Source organism: Bacteroides sp. 11BF (assembly GCF_019633765.1).
Taxonomy (GTDB): Bacteria; Bacteroidota; Bacteroidia; order Bacteroidales; family Bacteroidaceae; genus Bacteroides; species Bacteroides hominis.
Genome location: NZ_JAFKPJ010000005.1, coordinates 271,129 through 287,623, shown reverse-complemented (window position 1 = coordinate 287,623; position 16,495 = coordinate 271,129). Strand labels below are relative to the sequence as shown.

Below are 16,495 nucleotides of genomic sequence, written 5' to 3'. Positions count from 1 at the left end.
TTGATAACTTTTTGGAGTTTATCTTTGTTAGTAGCTACAGACATTGTAATTTTATGGCTTCAAATTATCAACCTATAACTATGCAGGATTTCGTTCATTTACACGTCCATACGCAATATTCTCTTCTGGATGGCCAAGCCAGTGTCAGTGCACTTGTCGATAAGGCCATAAAGGATGGAATGAAAGGTATTGCCGTTACGGACCATGGAAACATGTTCGCCATCAAAGAGTTTACGAACTATGTGAATAAGAAAAACGGGGGGCCGAAAGGAGAAATCAAGGACCTGAAGAAACGGATTGCAGCCATTGAGGCCGGTGAAGTGGACTGTGCGGATAAAGAGGCTGAGATTGCTGATTGTAAAGCTAAAATAGTGGAGGCGGAGGGGCGGTTGTTCAAGCCCATTATCGGTTGCGAAATGTACGTGGCACGCCGGACTATGGATAAAAAGGAAGGAAAACCCGATCAAAGCGGGTACCACCTGATTGTGCTCGCCAAAAACGAGAAGGGGTATCATAACCTGATCAAATTGGTTTCACGTGCATGGACCAAAGGCTATTATATGCGCCCCCGTACAGACAGGAATGAATTGGAGAAATATCATGAGGGCTTGATTATCTGTTCGGCATGTTTGGGGGGTGAAGTTCCTAAAAAGATAACTCAGGGATTGTTGGCGGAAGCAGAGGAAGCTATTCAATGGTATAAGAATCTGTTTGGGGACGATTATTATTTGGAAATGCAGCGTCATAAAGCAACGGTGCCGAAAGCTAATCATGAAGCATATCCATTGCAGGTGAATGTGAATAAGCATTTGATAGAATACGCCAAAAAGTATAATGTCAAGTTGATTTGTACAAATGACGTTCATTTTGTCAACGAAGAGCATGCTGAAGCCCATGACCGGCTAATCTGTCTGAGTACGGGAAAAGACCTTGATGATCCCAACCGGATGTATTACACTAAGCAGGAATGGATGAAAACGAAAGCAGAGATGAACGAGCTCTTTGCCGACGTGCCTGAAGCATTAAGTAATACTTTAGAAATTCTGGATAAGGTAGAATATTATTCGATCGATCATGCACCGATTATGCCTACTTTTGCTATTCCGGAGGATTTCGGAACAGAAGAAGGGTATCGGCAAAAATATACGGAAAAGGATCTTTTTGATGAATTCACCCAAGACGAAAATGGCAATGTGGTGTTGAGTGAAGAAGCAGCTAAAGATAAAATAAAACGTTTGGGGGGATATGATAAACTGTATCGTATCAAGCTGGAGGCCGATTACCTGAAGAAGTTGACTTTCGATGGAGCCAAGAAGTTTTATGGCGATCCGTTGTCACCGGAAGTAAAGGAACGCTTGGTCTTTGAGTTACATATTATGAAGACGATGGGTTTTCCGGGCTACTTCCTCATTGTGCAGGACTTCATTGCTGCCGGACGTAATATGGGGGTATCCATTGGACCGGGACGTGGTTCGGCTGCTGGGTCAGCCGTGGCCTATTGTTTGCAGATCACCAAAATAGACCCTATTAAATACGATTTGCTGTTTGAGCGTTTTCTGAATCCCGACCGTATTTCATTGCCGGATATTGATATTGACTTCGATGACGATGGTCGTGGCGAAGTGCTTCGTTGGGTGACGGAGAAGTATGGGCAGGAGAAGGTAGCACATATCATTACATATGGTACTATGGCAACAAAGCTGGCTATCAAAGATGTTGCGCGTGTACAAAAGCTTCCGCTTGCCGAATCGGATCGTTTGGCCAAACTGGTTCCTGATAAAATTCCTGATAAAAAACTGAACTTAAAGAATGCCATAGAATATGTGCCCGAATTGCAGGCTGCCGAAGCGTCACCTGATCCATTGGTAAGGGATACGATGAAATATGCCAAAATGCTTGAGGGAAACGTGCGGGGAACCGGTGTACATGCCTGTGGTACCATTATTTGCCGTGATGATATTACTGACTGGGTGCCGGTCAGTACGGCTGATGATAAGGAGACCGGCGAAAAGATGCTGGTTACCCAATATGAAGGTTCGGTGATTGAAGATACCGGACTGATTAAGATGGACTTTCTGGGGCTGAAGACTTTGTCTATTATCAAAGAAGCCGTCGAAAACATCCGTCTGAGTAAAGGCATGGAACTGGATATTGATTCTATTTCAATTGAGGATCCTGCAACTTATAAACTTTATAGTGATGGACGGACTATCGGTACATTCCAGTTTGAATCTGCCGGTATGCAGAAATACTTACGTGAGTTGCAGCCATCTACATTTGAGGATCTGATCGCGATGAATGCCCTTTATCGTCCGGGTCCAATGGACTATATTCCTGACTTTATCGACCGTAAACATGGACGTAAGCCTATTGAATATGATATTCCTGTCATGGAAAAATATTTGAAGGATACGTATGGAATTACGGTTTATCAGGAACAGGTCATGCTTCTGTCACGCCTTTTAGCCGATTTTACCCGTGGGGAGTCGGATGCCCTCCGTAAAGCGATGGGTAAGAAACTGCGTGATAAGCTGGATCACATGAAACCTAAGTTTGTTGAAGGTGGAAGGAAAAACGGTCATGATCCAAAGGTACTTGAGAAAATCTGGGCGGACTGGGAGAAGTTTGCTTCGTATGCGTTCAATAAATCACATGCTACCTGTTATTCCTGGGTTGCATACCAGACAGCATACCTGAAGGCTAACTATCCGGCTGAATATATGGCAGCTGTCATGAGCCGAAGTTTGTCGAATATCACTGATATCACCAAACTGATGGACGAGTGCAAAGCAATGGGAGTGCAGACGCTTGGTCCGGATGTGAACGAAAGTAACCTGAAGTTTACGGCAAACCGGAATGGAAATATCCGCTTCGGGCTGGGGGCTGTAAAGGGAGTAGGTGAAGCTGCTGTGCAAAGCATCATGGAGGAACGAAGGGAAAATGGTCCTTTTAAAGGCATCTTCGACTTTGTTCAGCGTGTCAATCTGAATGCTTGTAATAAGAAGAACATGGAGTGTCTGGCTCTTGCGGGCGGATTCGATAGTTTTCCTGAGCTGAAACGTGAACAGTATTTTGCGGTGAATGCCAAAGGCGAAACTTTTCTTGAAACATTGATGCGTTATGGTAACCGTTATCAGGCGGATAAAGCTGCTGCCGTTAATTCATTATTCGGAGGAGACAATGTGATTGACATAGCTACTCCCGAAATTCTTCCGGCAGAACGTTGGAATGATTTGGAGAGGTTAAATAAAGAAAGAGAATTGGTCGGTATCTACTTGTCGGCTCATCCGCTTGATGAATATGCCATTGTGTTGGAACATGTATGCAATACCCGTATGATCGAACTTGATGATAAAGCTGCTTTGGCAGGAAGAGAAATAACGATGGGAGGTATTGTTACCAGCGTGCGTCGAGGTATAAGTAAGAATGGTAATCCTTATGGCATAGCCAAAATAGAAGATTACTCCGGTTCTGCCGAGATACCTTTCTTCGGAAACGATTGGGTTACTTTTCAAGGCTATTTAGGTGAAGGGACTTTTCTGTTTATCAAAGCTCGTTGCCAGCCTAAACAGTGGCGTCCCGATGAACTTGATATTAAGATTACTTCGATGGAATTGCTGCCCGACGTCAAGGAACAACTGGTAGAGAAGATCACAATTCTGATTCCGCTTGCCGAACTTAATTCGAACTTGGTTACGGAACTTGCCACTTTGACGAAAGAGTCTCCGGGAAATACAGAACTTTATTTTAAGGTAACAGATACGGATGGAAAGATGTATGTAGACTTGATTTCTCGTCCCGTTAAACTTTCGGTAGGTAGAGAATTAATTTCCTATTTAAAGGAACGTCCCGAACTTGCGTTTCATATAAATTGATTATCTTTGCCCCATAACAGTGATGGATACTTAATAACTAACAATTAATAATTAAAGAAATGGCTTTAGAGATTACTGACAACAACTTTAAGGAAATCCTTGCAAAAGGAACACCGGTTGTTATTGACTTTTGGGCTCCCTGGTGCGGGCCTTGTAAGATGGTAGGTCCTATCATCGACGAGTTAGCTAAAGAATATGAAGGAAGAGTGATTATGGGTAAGTGTGATGTAGATGAAAACTCTGATCTTCCTGCAGAATTCGGTATTCGTAACATTCCTACGGTTCTTTTCTTCAAAGACGGAGCATTAGTGGATAAACAAGTCGGTGCCGTAGCTAAACCTGCATTCGTAGAGAAAGTTGAGAAATTATTATAATATACTTTCATTAAAAATATTTGTTTATGGGACTGGAAGACGATTTTTTGTTAAGTGATGCCGATGATGAAAAGACCATCGAGTTCATCCGGAACTATTTGCCTCAGGAGTTGAAGGATAAATTCTCAGAAGACGAGTTATATTATTTCCTCGATCTGATCGATGAGTATTACTCTGAAAGCGGAATCCTTGATGCTCAGCCCGATGCTGACGGTTATGTAGACATCGATCTGGAGCAGGTAGTGGAATATATCGTGCAAGAAGCCAAGAAAGATGAAGTGGGTGAATACGACCCGGAAGAAATCTTGTTTGTGGTACAGGGAGAAATGGAATACGGAAATTCTCTGGGACAGGTGGAATAAGCCAGTCTTCGTAAACCAAAAGATAAAGAGCGTGCAGAAACACTTCTGCACGCTTTTTTGTTGCATGTATGTGTGATAGTTTACTTTGTCTTGGTTCTTCTCCTCCTGCTAAAAATACATTTGGTTTTTCGGCCCTCGGAAGTATCGGATGTGTATAGGGGTCCGGATATCTACCTGAAAATAGGATGAATAAAAGTCCGGCTTACTCTGTTTTTACGAAATAAGATCTACTAAATTTCTTCTAACGCATAGTATTGGTAGTCTCTTACAACGGTTTGAAGAAACTTTTCATCATTTACGTCTGTTTGGTCTACAGAAAGCAGTGCACGAACTTTGGGTGCCAGTTGTGAGATATGCCTTGCCCGGTCCTTATGATGCAGTTCTAACGCCTTACTGATCACATTTATTTGCTCCAAGGACAGATCGGCGGCTAATGGAAAACTGGGGTGATATCCTTTGGTCAGATAATCGAACTCATCAAGGCTTACTTGTATTTTGCGGTAATTTTTCTCTTTAATTACCATTGTTCCTGCCGCAAGATCACCTAAACGTTGGCTGTTTTTGGTTAATAGTATGACCAGTACTCCCAATCCTCCGGTAATAGTTACGTCTATCCCATAGAGCAACCACCTTAACAGATACGCGCTCAGGCTGGGTGTCGTACCGTCTGCTTTTACCACACGTATATTCATGACCTTTTTTCCGATACTTTGTCCTTGGTTAAAAACTTCGCAAAGTAACGAGTAACATAGTACGGGCAGATAGATAAACAGGAACAACAAGAAAAAAGTACTTCCGGAAAAAGCGTGTATATTGAGTTTCCCCAATACATAAGAAGTGGCAAGAATGTAGATAAACAGCAGAAAATAATCGATGATACGAGCCAGTATCCGTTCGCCGAGGCTGGCGGGTACCTGACTGATTCGTACGAATTGTCCCGTGATGATAGTCGATTCTGCCATTTCTGGTTAAACATTTTTTAGTTTCGGTTGCAAATATATCATAATTCTCTTACTTTTGCTTCCGGTTTCGGACAAAACTTATCCGGAATTCAACGAGTTAAATGAAAGAGGTAACGTTTATACGTCGGAACATTGAAAAATGGAAAGAGACAGAGAAGGTGGTGGAGCAGGCAGATAAACTGACTCCCGACCGTCTTGCCGATGCTTATACGGAACTTACTGCCGATCTGGCATTTGCGCAAACTCATTATCCGTCTTCCCGCATTACTATTTATCTGAATAACCTGGCTTCGGCCCTCCATAATGTGCTTTATCGCAATAAGAAGGAGAAATGGACCCGTATTTTTACTTTCTGGACACAAGAGGTTCCACAAACGATGTACCATGCTCGTAAAGAGCTGTTGATTTCGGCTCTGATCTTTTTGGCCAGTGTATTGGTGGGTATTGTTTCAGCAGCGAATGATGATAACTTCGTCCGTCTGATTCTGGGGAATGGTTATGTGGATATGACGCTCGATAACATAGCGCGTGGTGAACCGATGGCTGTATACAACGGTTCGGATGAAGTTCCTATGTTTTTGGGCATTACTTTGAATAATATCATGGTTTCTTTCAATGTCTTTGCTATGGGGTTGCTTACCAGTTTTGGGACAGGATGGTTACTTTTTAATAACGGAGTAATGCTCGGGGCCTTTCAGACCTTCTTTTTTGAGCATGGCCTGTTGGGAGAATCGATGCTTGCTGTCTGGCTGCATGGGACTTTGGAAATCTGGGCTATTATCGTAGCCGGTGCCGCGGGATTGGCATTGGGAAACGGATGGCTGTTTCCCGGGACTTACTCCCGCAAAGAGTCTTTTATGCGTGGAGCCAAGAAAGGACTAAAGATTATAGTGGGTACGGTTCCTGTCTTTGTTATGGCCGGATTCATTGAGGGTTTTATCACACGCCATACTGAATTGCCTGACTTTCTACGGTTGAGCATTATTCTTTTATCACTGGCATTTATCATCTATTACTATATTTATTTACCAAATAGAAAAAATCATGGAATCACAAAAACCTAAAATTGCTTTATATGTGAAGCGTCCTTTTGGTGACAAACTCAATGCCACCATGGACTTTATAAAAGAGAACTGGAAGCCGATGTTGAAGTTCAGTACCTATTTAATTCTGCCATTATGTCTGATTCAGGCTATCAGCATGAATGGAATCATGGGGGGAACAATGGGCTTTGCAGCTGCCAAAGAGACCGGAGCCAATCCTCTGGAAGCGATAGGTGCACAATTTTGGGTCAATTACGGATTGATGTTTCTTTGTTATTTGGTAGGATCTATTTTACTGACTTCCATTGTTTACGGATTGATGCAGATTTATAATCAGCGTGAAGAACGTTTGGCGGGTGTGACTTTTGCCGATCTGAAGCCTTTTCTGTTCAGGAATATAAAACGTCTGCTGGTTATGGTACTGTTTTATATAGTTCTGATTATAGCAGTGAGTATTGTTATAGGGATTCTGGTTGCAGCTTCTCCATTCACGCTTTTGCTTACTATTCCGCTGCTGATTGCCTGTGCAGTGCCTTTGGCCTTGTTTACTCCAATTTACTTATTTGAGGAGATCGGCATCTTTGCTGCTTTCCAGAAAACTTTCCGTCTGGGGTTTGCCACATGGGGAGGTGTTTTTGGCGTTTCCTTGGTCATGGGATTGATCTCCAGTGTATTGCAGGGAGTTACTACGACTCCGTGGTACATTGCTACTATTGTGAAATACTTCTTTATGTTGAGCGATACACAGAATGAGTTAACTATTTCCGCCGGATATAGTTTTATGGTCTATCTGCTGGCCATTATCCAAACTTTTGGAGCCTATCTTTCTATGATATTTTCTTTAATTGGTATAGTATATCAATATGGGCATGCCAGTGAAGTGGTAGACAGTATTTCGGTAGAAAGCGAGATAGATAAATTTGAGCAACTTTGATTAAACTCTTTGGATGACTTTGCAAGCTGATACTCTGGTCTGTGATACCGCAAGAGTTGCCTTTTGGCAGTCCAATCCGGCTTATGACTACAACCGGGAGCTGATAACACCTGAGATTGATGTCTTCGGCTGGCTCAGTATGCAGCTTTCTAAGTTACTGCGCGCCATTTTCGGAAGTCGTTTTGCGGAGGAGTATTCCGGTATTATTCTGGTTGTCATTGCCATTCTGATCTTGTTGTTGATCCTTTGGTTTGTTTATAAAAAACGTCCCGAGCTTTTTATGCGTTCACGCAGGGGGCCTGTGAACTATAGTGTCCATGAAGATACTATTTACGGGGTTGATTTTGACTCTGAGATAAAGCGTGCCATGGAACGTAAAGATTACCGGGAATCCATTCGTTTGCTTTATTTGCAAACCTTGAAACTATTGAGTGATGAGGGGCGGATAGACTGGCAGCCCTATAAAACTCCTACAGAATATATTTATGAGGTAAAACAGGAAGCACTTCGCAGCTCTTTCAGGCGTTTGACAAATGGTTTCCTGAGGGTGCGTTATGGCAATTTTGCTGCATCCGAGCCATTGTTTGAGGAATTGTTGTCCTTGCAAACCGAGATACGGAAAGGAGGTATCGAATGAGAGGTAGCCGCTGGTTTATCATTGGGATAGTTCTCTTTTTGCTGATCATGTTTGTGGTTGAGTATCATCTGCCGAAGAAATTTGTCTGGAACCCGACTTTCGGGCAACATGATCACCAGCCATTGGGAGGGGCTGTATTTGATGATGTTTTAAAGTCTTCGCTTCCGGATGGATATTCACTTTCGCGCAAGACATTCTATCAGTTTGCTGCTGACAGCAGCCCCCGGAAAAGTATTCTTGTCGTTACTCAGCATCTGGATTTGGTGAAGGCGGATGTCAGTGCTTTACTCGATCTGGCCTGTAGGGGAAACAAGATATTGATAGCCAGTTCCTCTTTTAGTCCGTTACTGGCTGATACATTGGGATTCAATAATTCGTATGCTTATTTCAATCCGAGGCGGTTAAAAGAATATGCAGCCGATCTGTTGGAACGTGACAGTGTGTTCTGGATTGGTGATTCGGCGGTATATGATAAGCGTACTTTCCGTTTTTATCCGCATTTATGCGGTATTTATTTCACGAAGTATGATTCGTTGTCTCTGCCGTTGGCTACGAGCCGGATCGATTCTATGCAGATGTTCAATGACAGTTTACCGGATTGCTTTCCGCCTGTGGCTATCAGCCGTCCGTTCGGGAGGGGAGAGATTGTCTTGGTCACCACGCCTTTACTGTTCACTAACTATGGGATGCTCGATGGCGATAATGCAGCCTATCTTTTCCGTTTGCTTTCACATCTGAAAGGGTTGCCCGTAATTCGTACCGAGGCTTATGGTGCCGGTGCGCAGATTGAAGAATCTCCTTTCCGCTACTTTCTTTCCCAACGTCCTCTGAAGTGGGCACTCTATCTGACAATGTCAGTATTGGTGCTGTTCATGGTGTTTACTGCCCGTAGGAGGCAAAGGGCCATTCCGGTGATTCGTGAGCCGGCCAACCGTAACCTTGAGTTTACGGAGTTGATTGGCATACTTTATTATCAAAAAAAGAATCATGCAGATCTTGTACGTAAAAAGTTCACTTATTTTGCCGAGAGCTTGCGGCGGAACATACAGGTGGATGTAGAAGATGACAGTAATGATGATGTCTTGTGCAGCCGGATTGCGCGGAAGACGGGAAATGAAGAGGTGAAAGTCCGGAATCTTTTCCGTAAACTTCGTCCTGTGGTACGTGGGGAACAGGAGGCCGGAGAGACATTGATGAAAGACCTGATTGATGGAATGAATGAGATAGAAAAGCCTCGATCTTGATCCTTTGGCGGAGGAAGAATAATTGGAAAGAAAAGAAATATGAATTTGATAAATAAAAAGAATATGGAAGAAAACATGAATGATATGCATGGAGAAGAAGCTCCGCGTACCGATTTGACTCTTTTTTCAGAGAAGATACAGGAACTGAAAAGTCAGATTGCTTCCGTTATTGTGGGGCAGGAACGTACTGTCGACCTGGTGTTGACGGCTATTCTTGCTAACGGTCACATTTTGATAGAAGGAGTGCCGGGAGTAGCCAAGACCTTACTTGCCCGTCTTACTGCGCGCCTGATAGATGCTGATTTCAGCCGTGTACAGTTTACTCCCGACCTGATGCCGAGTGATGTTCTGGGTACGACCGTCTTCAATATGAAAACCAATGAATTTGATTTTCATCGGGGACCTGTCTTTGCTAATGTTATATTAGTGGATGAAATCAATCGTGCTCCTGCCAAAACCCAGTCTGCCCTTTTTGAAGTAATGGAAGAACGTCAAGCCAGCATTGACGGAACGACTTACCGGATGGGAGAACTTTATACCATTCTGGCTACACAGAATCCTGTGGAGCAGGAAGGAACCTATAAGTTACCCGAGGCCCAGCTTGACCGTTTCCTGATGAAGATTACCATGGATTATCCGTCGCTTGAAGAAGAAGTCAGCATTCTGGAACGCCACCATACCAATGCTGCATTGGTGAAATTAGAGGAGATAAAGCCGGTGATTACCAGTGAGGAGCTGCTTTCTCTTCGCCGGCTGATGGGAAAGGTATTCGTGGATCAGACTCTGCTTCAGTACATTGCTTTGATTGCCCAACAGACCCGTACCAGTAAAGCTGTTTATTTGGGAGCCTCTCCCCGTGCTTCAGTAGCTATGTTGCAGTCTGCCAAAGCTTATGCACTTTTGCAGGGGCGTGATTTTGTGACTCCGGAAGACATTAAGTTTGTGGCTCCCTACGTTTTGCAGCATCGCCTGATTCTGACGGCAGAAGCCGAAATGGAAGGATATTCGCCAGTCAAGGTAACCCAGCGCTTGATTGATAAAGTGGAAGTACCTAAATAATTATGTTCCTGACCAAACGTTTTTACATATTCGTCCTTGTCGTCATCCTGTTGTTAGGTGGCGGATATCTGTTCAGCTCTATGTTTATCATCGGGCAGTTAGGGTTGGTTGCGCTATTGCTCGCCCTGGCCTTCGACGGGTATCTGTTGTATCGTACCAACGGTATCCGGGCCTTCCGTCAATGCGCCGGGCGTTTCTCTAACGGAGATGATAATGATGTCAGTTTACGTATCGAAAGCCGTTATCCCTATCCCGTGAATCTGGTAGTGATCGATGAAGTGCCCGTCATATTTCAACAGAGAGACGTTCATTTTGAACTGTCTCTTCAGCCTAACGAAGGGAAGACAGTGACATATCAACTACGTCCGACCCATAGGGGAGAATACGGTTTCGGATCTATTCGTGTCTTCTCAACCACCCGGATCGGATTAATATCCCGAAGGTTTACGTGTGGTAAGTCCGAAACCGTCAAAGTATACCCTTCTTACCTGATGCTTCATCAATATGAATTGCTGGCGATAAGTGATAATCTGACCGAATTAGGCATCAAGCGTATTCGTCGGGCAGGACATCAGACGGAATTCGAACAGATCAAAGAATACGTAAAAGGAGATGATTACCGTACTATAAACTGGAAGGCCAGTGCACGCCGCCATCAGTTGATGGTCAATGTTTATCAGGACGAGCGCAGTCAGCAGATATACAGCGTGATTGATAAAGGGCGTGTGATGCAGCAGGCTTTTCGTGGTATGACGTTGCTGGACTATGCCATCAACGCCTCTTTGGTGCTTTCGTACGTAGCCATGCGAAAAGACGATAAAGCCGGGTTGGTGACGTTCAACGAGCATTTTGATACGTTCGTCCCTGCTTCCAAGCAAGTCGGACAAATGCAGACTCTTCTTGAGAATCTCTATAAACAGGAAACAACGTTTGGTGAAACGGACTTTTCCGCCCTTTGTGTGCATTTAGGGAAGCATGTGAATAAACGCAGCTTTCTGATGCTCTATACCAATTTCAGTAACATGACCAGCCTGAACCGGCAACTGGTTTACCTGCAACAACTGGCCAGACAACACAGAGTGTTGGTTGTATTCTTTGAGGATGCCGACCTGAAAGAATATATTGCCGGGAAACCGGAGACAACCGAAGGGTATTACCAACATGTTATCGCAGAGAAGTTTGCGTTTGAGAAACGACTGATTGTGTCTACTTTGAAGCAGCATGGCATTTATTCGCTGCTTACAACTCCTGATAAATTGTCAATTGATGTGATCAACAAATATCTGGAAATGAAATCCCGTCAGTTACTCTGATACAGGTTGCGTATTGAGGAAGAAGAAGACAGCCATACCTATCATGATGATCCCCAGCAGTCCGTAAAACAGCCGGGCGCGTTTTCTGCCTACATTCCGTACAATCAGTTGTGCATTTTGGGCAGTGAAAAACCAGTTCCAGTTGAGTATAGATGCCAGCAGGGCGGTAAGCCCTGCGATGGCAAATATTCCCTGAACAAAATATTGAGGGGCCATTGCTCGGATGATTAGTCGTTAATCACTATTTTTCTTGTTCCATCCTCAAGTTCCTCGATGGTAACCTTTACGGCGTCTCCCGGCAACAGTTCTTCTACCAGTTCCGGCCATTCGATGAAACAAAGTGCACCACTGTAGAAATAATCTTCATACCCCATGTCATATACTTCGCTCAACTTTTTGATCCGGTAGAAGTCGAAGTGATAAATCAGTTCTCCGCCTTCGTCCGAACGGTATTCGTTAACAATGGCAAAAGTTGGGGAAGTGATAACATCCGACACCCCAAGCTCTTCGCAAAGTGCCTTGACGAAAGTCGTTTTACCTGCCCCCATCTTTCCATAGAGTGCAAAGACTGTGTTATCGCCCATGGCAGAGATGAACTCGCGGGCAGCTTCGTGAATCTGTTCCAGTGATTGAATCTTGATTTCCATACTTATATGTTGTTTTTATTGTTTCTTTCTGAAAAGGCTCTTTCCTATTTTACATGCAATGTAGATAAGAATAGAGAAGAAAATGATGGATGCTCCCGAAGGCACATTCAGGCGGTAAGAGATCAGCAGACCTCCCAGGCAACTCAGGTAACCGATGGCAATCGACAGCCAGATGATGCGTTTAAACTTGTTGGTAAACAGATTGGCCGTCATTTGTGGGATGGTCAGCAACGAAATAGCCAGTACAATCCCCACCATGCGCAGACAGGAAACGATGGTAAGGGCGATGAACATCATCAGGATATATTCCAATACTACTACCGGGATTCCTTGTGAACGGGCAAACTCACGGTCGAAAGCGATGTATATAATCGGGTGGATGAACAAGGTGAAGAACAGGATTAGCAGGATGGCAAGAATACCCAGCATCAGCAAGTCGGTCTGTGTAATGGTGAGGATATTGCCAAACAGGTAGGCCGAAAGATCGGGAGCGAAACCCGGGGACAGAAAACTGAACATGATTCCCAATGCCATACCCAGTGTCCAGAACATGGCAATGGCCGAATCTTCACGCATGTCTTTTCGTTTGCTGAGCCACTCTACTCCGAAAGCCGATAAGACGGAAAAGACGGCTGCCGAAAGAATGGGAGAGAGGCCGGTATACAGTCCCAGTCCAATGCCGCCGAATGAGGCATGGGTGATACCTCCGCTGATAAATACCAGGCGGCGAGTGACGATATACGTACCGATAATGCCACAGGCAATGCTTGCCAGAAGACTTCCCAGGAGAGCGTGTTGAAAAAAGGTATATTGTAGTAAATCCATACGGTTCAGCTGTTAGGAACGTGAGGCAGACGGGCGGGTTAAGGATGTATCCTCCGTTCGCCTACTACCAGAAAGACTTCATCTTTTATTTCATCGGGAAGGCTGATTCCTCTCAGTTGCAGGCTGCGTACCCATCCGGCTACATCGGTGTCTTGCATGGTATAAAAGACATCACGGAATTTATCAGCTTCTTCCGGTGTATATTCTTCGGGGGCCCTGCCGATAAATGTATCCAGTTCTTCGTCGTCGTAATACTCTATTTGCTTACTGACGGCAGCCAGCAAACTGTCCCGTTCACAAACTTCATGCTGTCCGCAACACTCTACGTCGACTTCCTTTACTTCCGGGAAGCTGTCCAGTTCCCCGTTATCTATTTTCTTTTGCAGCCTTTTGTTGCGGATATACCCGGCAATCATTGCCACGATGGCGAGCAACACCAGACCAACTATAAGTATCCACATAATTACGAATCAAATTTTCGCAAAGGTACTTATTAATTTGTATTATTCCGTATATTTGTCCTTGCAATGTGCTAAATGAACTAAAACAGAAACATCCCGATCATGAAAAGAAAACACCTGATTACTGTCTTTATGTGGTGTGTCGCCACTACTTTGTGTGCCCAGACCCCGGTCGAAAAGGGGCTGAAAAGTATTAACCGTCAGGCTGCCGAGGCTTATATCGGCTTTTTGGCCGATGATGAATTACAGGGACGTGAAGCCGGATTCCACGGTTCGCGTGTGGCTGCCCGGTACATCGTTTCCCTACTGAAAGAGATGGGAGTCCGCCCGTTGGGTGAAAGCTATTATCAGCCGTTCGATGCTTATCGCAAGGAACGCCAGCAGAAGGGACGTCTGGAAGTGCATCCGGACTCGATAGCCAAACTGAAACAAGTGGTACATCAGAAACTGTCAATGAATAATGTATTGGGTATGATTCCCGGAAAGAAGACGGATGAGTATGTGATTGTCGGTGCGCATTTTGACCATTTGGGTATTGATCCTGCCCTGGACGGCGACCAGATTTACAATGGTGCCGATGATAACGCTTCCGGAGTATCGGCCGTACTGCAAATAGCCAAGGCTTTTGTGGCAAGTGGTCAGCAGCCGGAACGGAATGTGATCTTTGCCTTTTGGGACGGAGAGGAGAAGGGACTCCTCGGATCGAAATACTTTGTGCAGGAGTGTCCGTTCATCAAGCAGATAAAAGGATATCTGAATTTTGATATGATTGGCCGTAACAATAATCCCCAACAGCCTAAGCATGTGGTTTATTTCTATACCGAGGCCAACCCTTCTTTCGGCCGCTGGTTGAAGGAAGACATTAAAAAGTACGGTTTACAGTTGGAACCCAATTATCGTCCTTGGGACAAACCGGTGGGAGGAAGTGACAACGGATCGTTTGCCAAAGTCGGTATTCCCATCATCTGGTATCATACGGATGGACATCCCGATTACCATCAACCTTCCGATCATGCCGACCGCCTGAATTGGGATAAAGTGGTTGAAATATCTAAAGCCTCTTTCCTTAATGTCTGGAATCTGGCAAACGAAAAGGATTATTAAGAATGAAATGAAAACTAAACTAACTAATTGTGTAAGAATCGGATTGCTCTCTTTTATGTTGGGGTGTTTGCTTACTTGTTGCCAAGGAACGGCTCCTTCCGGCAATACAGGTAAAAAAACTTCCAGAACGGCTATTGCGTCCAATGACTCAGTGAAGTTGATTCCCGATAAAGTCTTGAATGACGCGTCTTGTGTGCTTGCCGGCTTGCCGGTTGATAAAGAAAGCGGGAAGCTTTATGCCCTGACCCAGACGAAAGAATGGAAGAACCATGCCCGTTACATGGATCAGATATGGAACGTTTTCCAGCAGACGGCTCCCCGCGTGGTAGCTTTCTCACAGACGGAACTGGAAGATATCAACGCCCGTTGCCATACACTGTTCTATCCGTTTGGGGGGCCTGACTTTCTGTTTGCCAATGCATTCTTTCCTGAAATGGATACTTATGTGCTGATCGGGTTGGAACCCGCCGGTAGTGCGCCGAAGGTGAAACACCCTTCTGCCGAAACCTACCGTTTGTATCAAAACGCTGTGTCGGATGTACTCAACCTGAGTTTTTTTAATGATATGGACAAAGAGTTGGCCAATGATACCATTGACGGGGTAGTTCCCATCTATTCGTTGTTGATGGCCAGGGGAAACAGGAAGATAGTCAGTATTAAGGAAGTCCGGTTATCAGAAGCCGGGGATCTTATTGAAGTCAGGAAAGGAGATACCATCCGGAATGGAGATTGTACGGGAATGGAAGTTTGTTTTTTCCGTCCGGGCACTTCCCGGTTACAGACTCTTTATTATTTCTGTACCGATATCAGTAACGAGGGGTTGCAAGCCAATAAGCCTTTACAGGCATTTATGGACCGTTTTGATACGGAGGCTACCGCAACATTCGTCAAGTCGGCTTCGTACCTGATGCATGAGCCTTCTTTTTCCCGTATACGTGAAACGATTCTCAGGAAATCATCTGCCGTAATACAAGACGACTCTTCCATCCCGTTGTCCTGTTTCGACCCGGAGATGTGGACGGTTACTTTGTACGGTACCTTTTATAAACCTATCTCAGCTTTCTCGCAATATTCTCAGCCGGAGTTGCGAGATGCTTATCAGTTGGGCGATCCCAAGCCCCTGAATTTCCGGATCGGTTATGCACGACAATCCAATTTGCAGGTTGTAAGAAGAAAATAATCCCGGTTAATGATTTTTCTCTGGAGGGTTAACCGGGAATTAACCCTCCTTCTAACCCTTCCTCATTAGCTTCGCAGCATAAATTAAATGCAAGAGGGTGTGTCATAACTCACCACAGAGGACACAGAGTAACACAGAGGTGTTTTTAAGTTACTGATTATTAGTGAAAAAAAACTCTGTGATACTCTGTGGTGAAAAGAGTTTCGACACAGCCTCGTTTAAAATTCAATTTCTGAGCTATGAGGAAGAATATTTCGATTACCTTTATCGTTAGTGCAGCCCTTTTGCTGGCTTCGTGTACACAACAAAAAGTACCTTTCAGTCCTGTCGATTATGTAAATCCCCTGATGGGGACAGAGTCTACTTATGCCTTTTCGCATGGGAACACCTATCCTGCCGTAGCAGTCCCGATCTCCGCCGTGGTACCCTGAAGACGGATCTGCCTTACTCTTACTCCCGGGGGCACTAATCCCCC

17 protein-coding genes are annotated in these 16,495 nt (G+C 44.5%); 12 read left to right on the top strand and 5 right to left on the bottom strand.

The window, feature by feature from the left end; genetic code table 11:
- Positions 1-80: 80 nt before the first annotated feature.
- The 3 genes from dnaE to JZY04_RS07535 are packed head-to-tail and all read left to right on the top strand — an operon-like array spanning position 81 to position 4,611.
- Positions 81-3,875, top strand: a complete 3,795-nt coding sequence (gene dnaE / locus JZY04_RS07545; RefSeq protein ID WP_032530229.1) for a DNA polymerase III subunit alpha — start codon at positions 81-83, stop codon at positions 3,873-3,875.
- A 59-nt stretch (positions 3,876-3,934) separates the two neighbouring features.
- Positions 3,935-4,249 (top strand): thioredoxin, encoded by a 315-nt coding sequence (trxA, locus tag JZY04_RS07540; RefSeq protein ID WP_005775395.1) that lies wholly within the window; start codon positions 3,935-3,937, stop codon positions 4,247-4,249.
- 26 nt (positions 4,250-4,275) lie between these two features.
- Positions 4,276-4,611, top strand: coding sequence for a hypothetical protein (locus tag JZY04_RS07535; protein ID WP_005810535.1), 336 nt, complete (start codon positions 4,276-4,278; stop codon positions 4,609-4,611).
- Positions 4,612-4,841: 230 nt separating this feature from the next.
- Here JZY04_RS07535 and JZY04_RS07530 read toward each other — a convergent pair whose 3' ends face one another.
- The gene (locus JZY04_RS07530) at positions 4,842-5,573 is read right to left on the bottom strand and encodes an RDD family protein (RefSeq protein WP_005775397.1); all 732 of its coding nucleotides are present in this window, start codon (positions 5,571-5,573) and stop codon (positions 4,842-4,844) included.
- Positions 5,574-5,674: 101 nt separating this feature from the next.
- Between JZY04_RS07530 and JZY04_RS07525 the strand changes: the two genes are divergently transcribed.
- The 6 genes from JZY04_RS07525 (at position 5,675) to JZY04_RS07500 (ending at position 11,803) form a co-directional block, all read left to right on the top strand.
- Positions 5,675-6,637, top strand: a complete 963-nt coding sequence (locus tag JZY04_RS07525) for a stage II sporulation protein M (RefSeq protein ID WP_005810533.1) — start codon at positions 5,675-5,677, stop codon at positions 6,635-6,637.
- A complete protein-coding gene (locus JZY04_RS07520) occupies positions 6,618-7,550 on the top strand; it encodes a hypothetical protein (protein ID WP_032539599.1) in 933 nt (310 codons plus the stop codon). The genes JZY04_RS07525 and JZY04_RS07520 overlap by 20 nt, the downstream gene beginning before the upstream one ends.
- 13 nt (positions 7,551-7,563) lie before the next feature.
- Positions 7,564-8,187, top strand: a complete 624-nt coding sequence (locus JZY04_RS07515) for a DUF4129 domain-containing protein (protein ID WP_022011034.1) — start codon at positions 7,564-7,566, stop codon at positions 8,185-8,187.
- Positions 8,184-9,431, top strand: coding sequence for a DUF4350 domain-containing protein (locus JZY04_RS07510; RefSeq protein ID WP_122141558.1), 1,248 nt, complete (start codon positions 8,184-8,186; stop codon positions 9,429-9,431). The genes JZY04_RS07515 and JZY04_RS07510 overlap by 4 nt, the downstream gene beginning before the upstream one ends.
- 63 nt (positions 9,432-9,494) lie before the next feature.
- A complete protein-coding gene (locus JZY04_RS07505) occupies positions 9,495-10,490 on the top strand; it encodes a MoxR family ATPase (RefSeq protein WP_122141681.1) in 996 nt (331 codons plus the stop codon).
- A gap of 2 nt (positions 10,491-10,492) precedes the next feature.
- Positions 10,493-11,803 (top strand): DUF58 domain-containing protein, encoded by a 1,311-nt coding sequence (locus tag JZY04_RS07500; protein ID WP_122141559.1) that lies wholly within the window; start codon positions 10,493-10,495, stop codon positions 11,801-11,803.
- On the opposite strand, the gene JZY04_RS07495 is transcribed toward JZY04_RS07500, so the two are convergent.
- From JZY04_RS07495 to JZY04_RS07480, 4 genes are read right to left on the bottom strand one after another with little or no spacing between them, the layout of a single operon-like run.
- Positions 11,795-12,019 carry an immunity 17 family protein gene (locus JZY04_RS07495; protein WP_005775420.1) on the bottom strand — a complete coding sequence of 75 codons (225 nt, stop codon included), beginning with the start codon at positions 12,017-12,019 and terminating at the stop codon, positions 11,795-11,797. The two genes, JZY04_RS07500 and JZY04_RS07495, sit on opposite strands and share 9 nt — an antisense overlap.
- 11 nt (positions 12,020-12,030) lie before the next feature.
- The gene (gene tsaE, locus JZY04_RS07490) at positions 12,031-12,450 is read right to left on the bottom strand and encodes a tRNA (adenosine(37)-N6)-threonylcarbamoyltransferase complex ATPase subunit type 1 TsaE (RefSeq protein WP_005775421.1); all 420 of its coding nucleotides are present in this window, start codon (positions 12,448-12,450) and stop codon (positions 12,031-12,033) included.
- A 15-nt stretch (positions 12,451-12,465) separates the two neighbouring features.
- On the bottom strand, positions 12,466-13,275 hold the full coding sequence (locus tag JZY04_RS07485) for a metal ABC transporter permease (RefSeq protein WP_005810522.1): 810 nt from the start codon (positions 13,273-13,275) through the stop codon (positions 12,466-12,468).
- A gap of 38 nt (positions 13,276-13,313) precedes the next feature.
- The gene (locus JZY04_RS07480) at positions 13,314-13,736 is read right to left on the bottom strand and encodes a hypothetical protein (protein ID WP_005775423.1); all 423 of its coding nucleotides are present in this window, start codon (positions 13,734-13,736) and stop codon (positions 13,314-13,316) included.
- Between the two features lie 102 nt (positions 13,737-13,838).
- Between JZY04_RS07480 and JZY04_RS07475 the strand changes: the two genes are divergently transcribed.
- The 3 genes from JZY04_RS07475 (at position 13,839) to JZY04_RS07465 (ending at position 16,451) form a co-directional block, all read left to right on the top strand.
- Positions 13,839-14,840 carry a M28 family metallopeptidase gene (locus JZY04_RS07475; protein WP_005775424.1) on the top strand — a complete coding sequence of 334 codons (1,002 nt, stop codon included), beginning with the start codon at positions 13,839-13,841 and terminating at the stop codon, positions 14,838-14,840.
- Positions 14,841-14,847: 7 nt separating this feature from the next.
- The gene (locus JZY04_RS07470; protein ID WP_122141682.1) at positions 14,848-16,020 is read left to right on the top strand and encodes a hypothetical protein; all 1,173 of its coding nucleotides are present in this window, start codon (positions 14,848-14,850) and stop codon (positions 16,018-16,020) included.
- Positions 16,021-16,259: 239 nt separating this feature from the next.
- Positions 16,260-16,451 carry a hypothetical protein gene (locus JZY04_RS07465; protein ID WP_122141560.1) on the top strand — a complete coding sequence of 64 codons (192 nt, stop codon included), beginning with the start codon at positions 16,260-16,262 and terminating at the stop codon, positions 16,449-16,451.
- Positions 16,452-16,495: the final 44 nt, after the last annotated feature.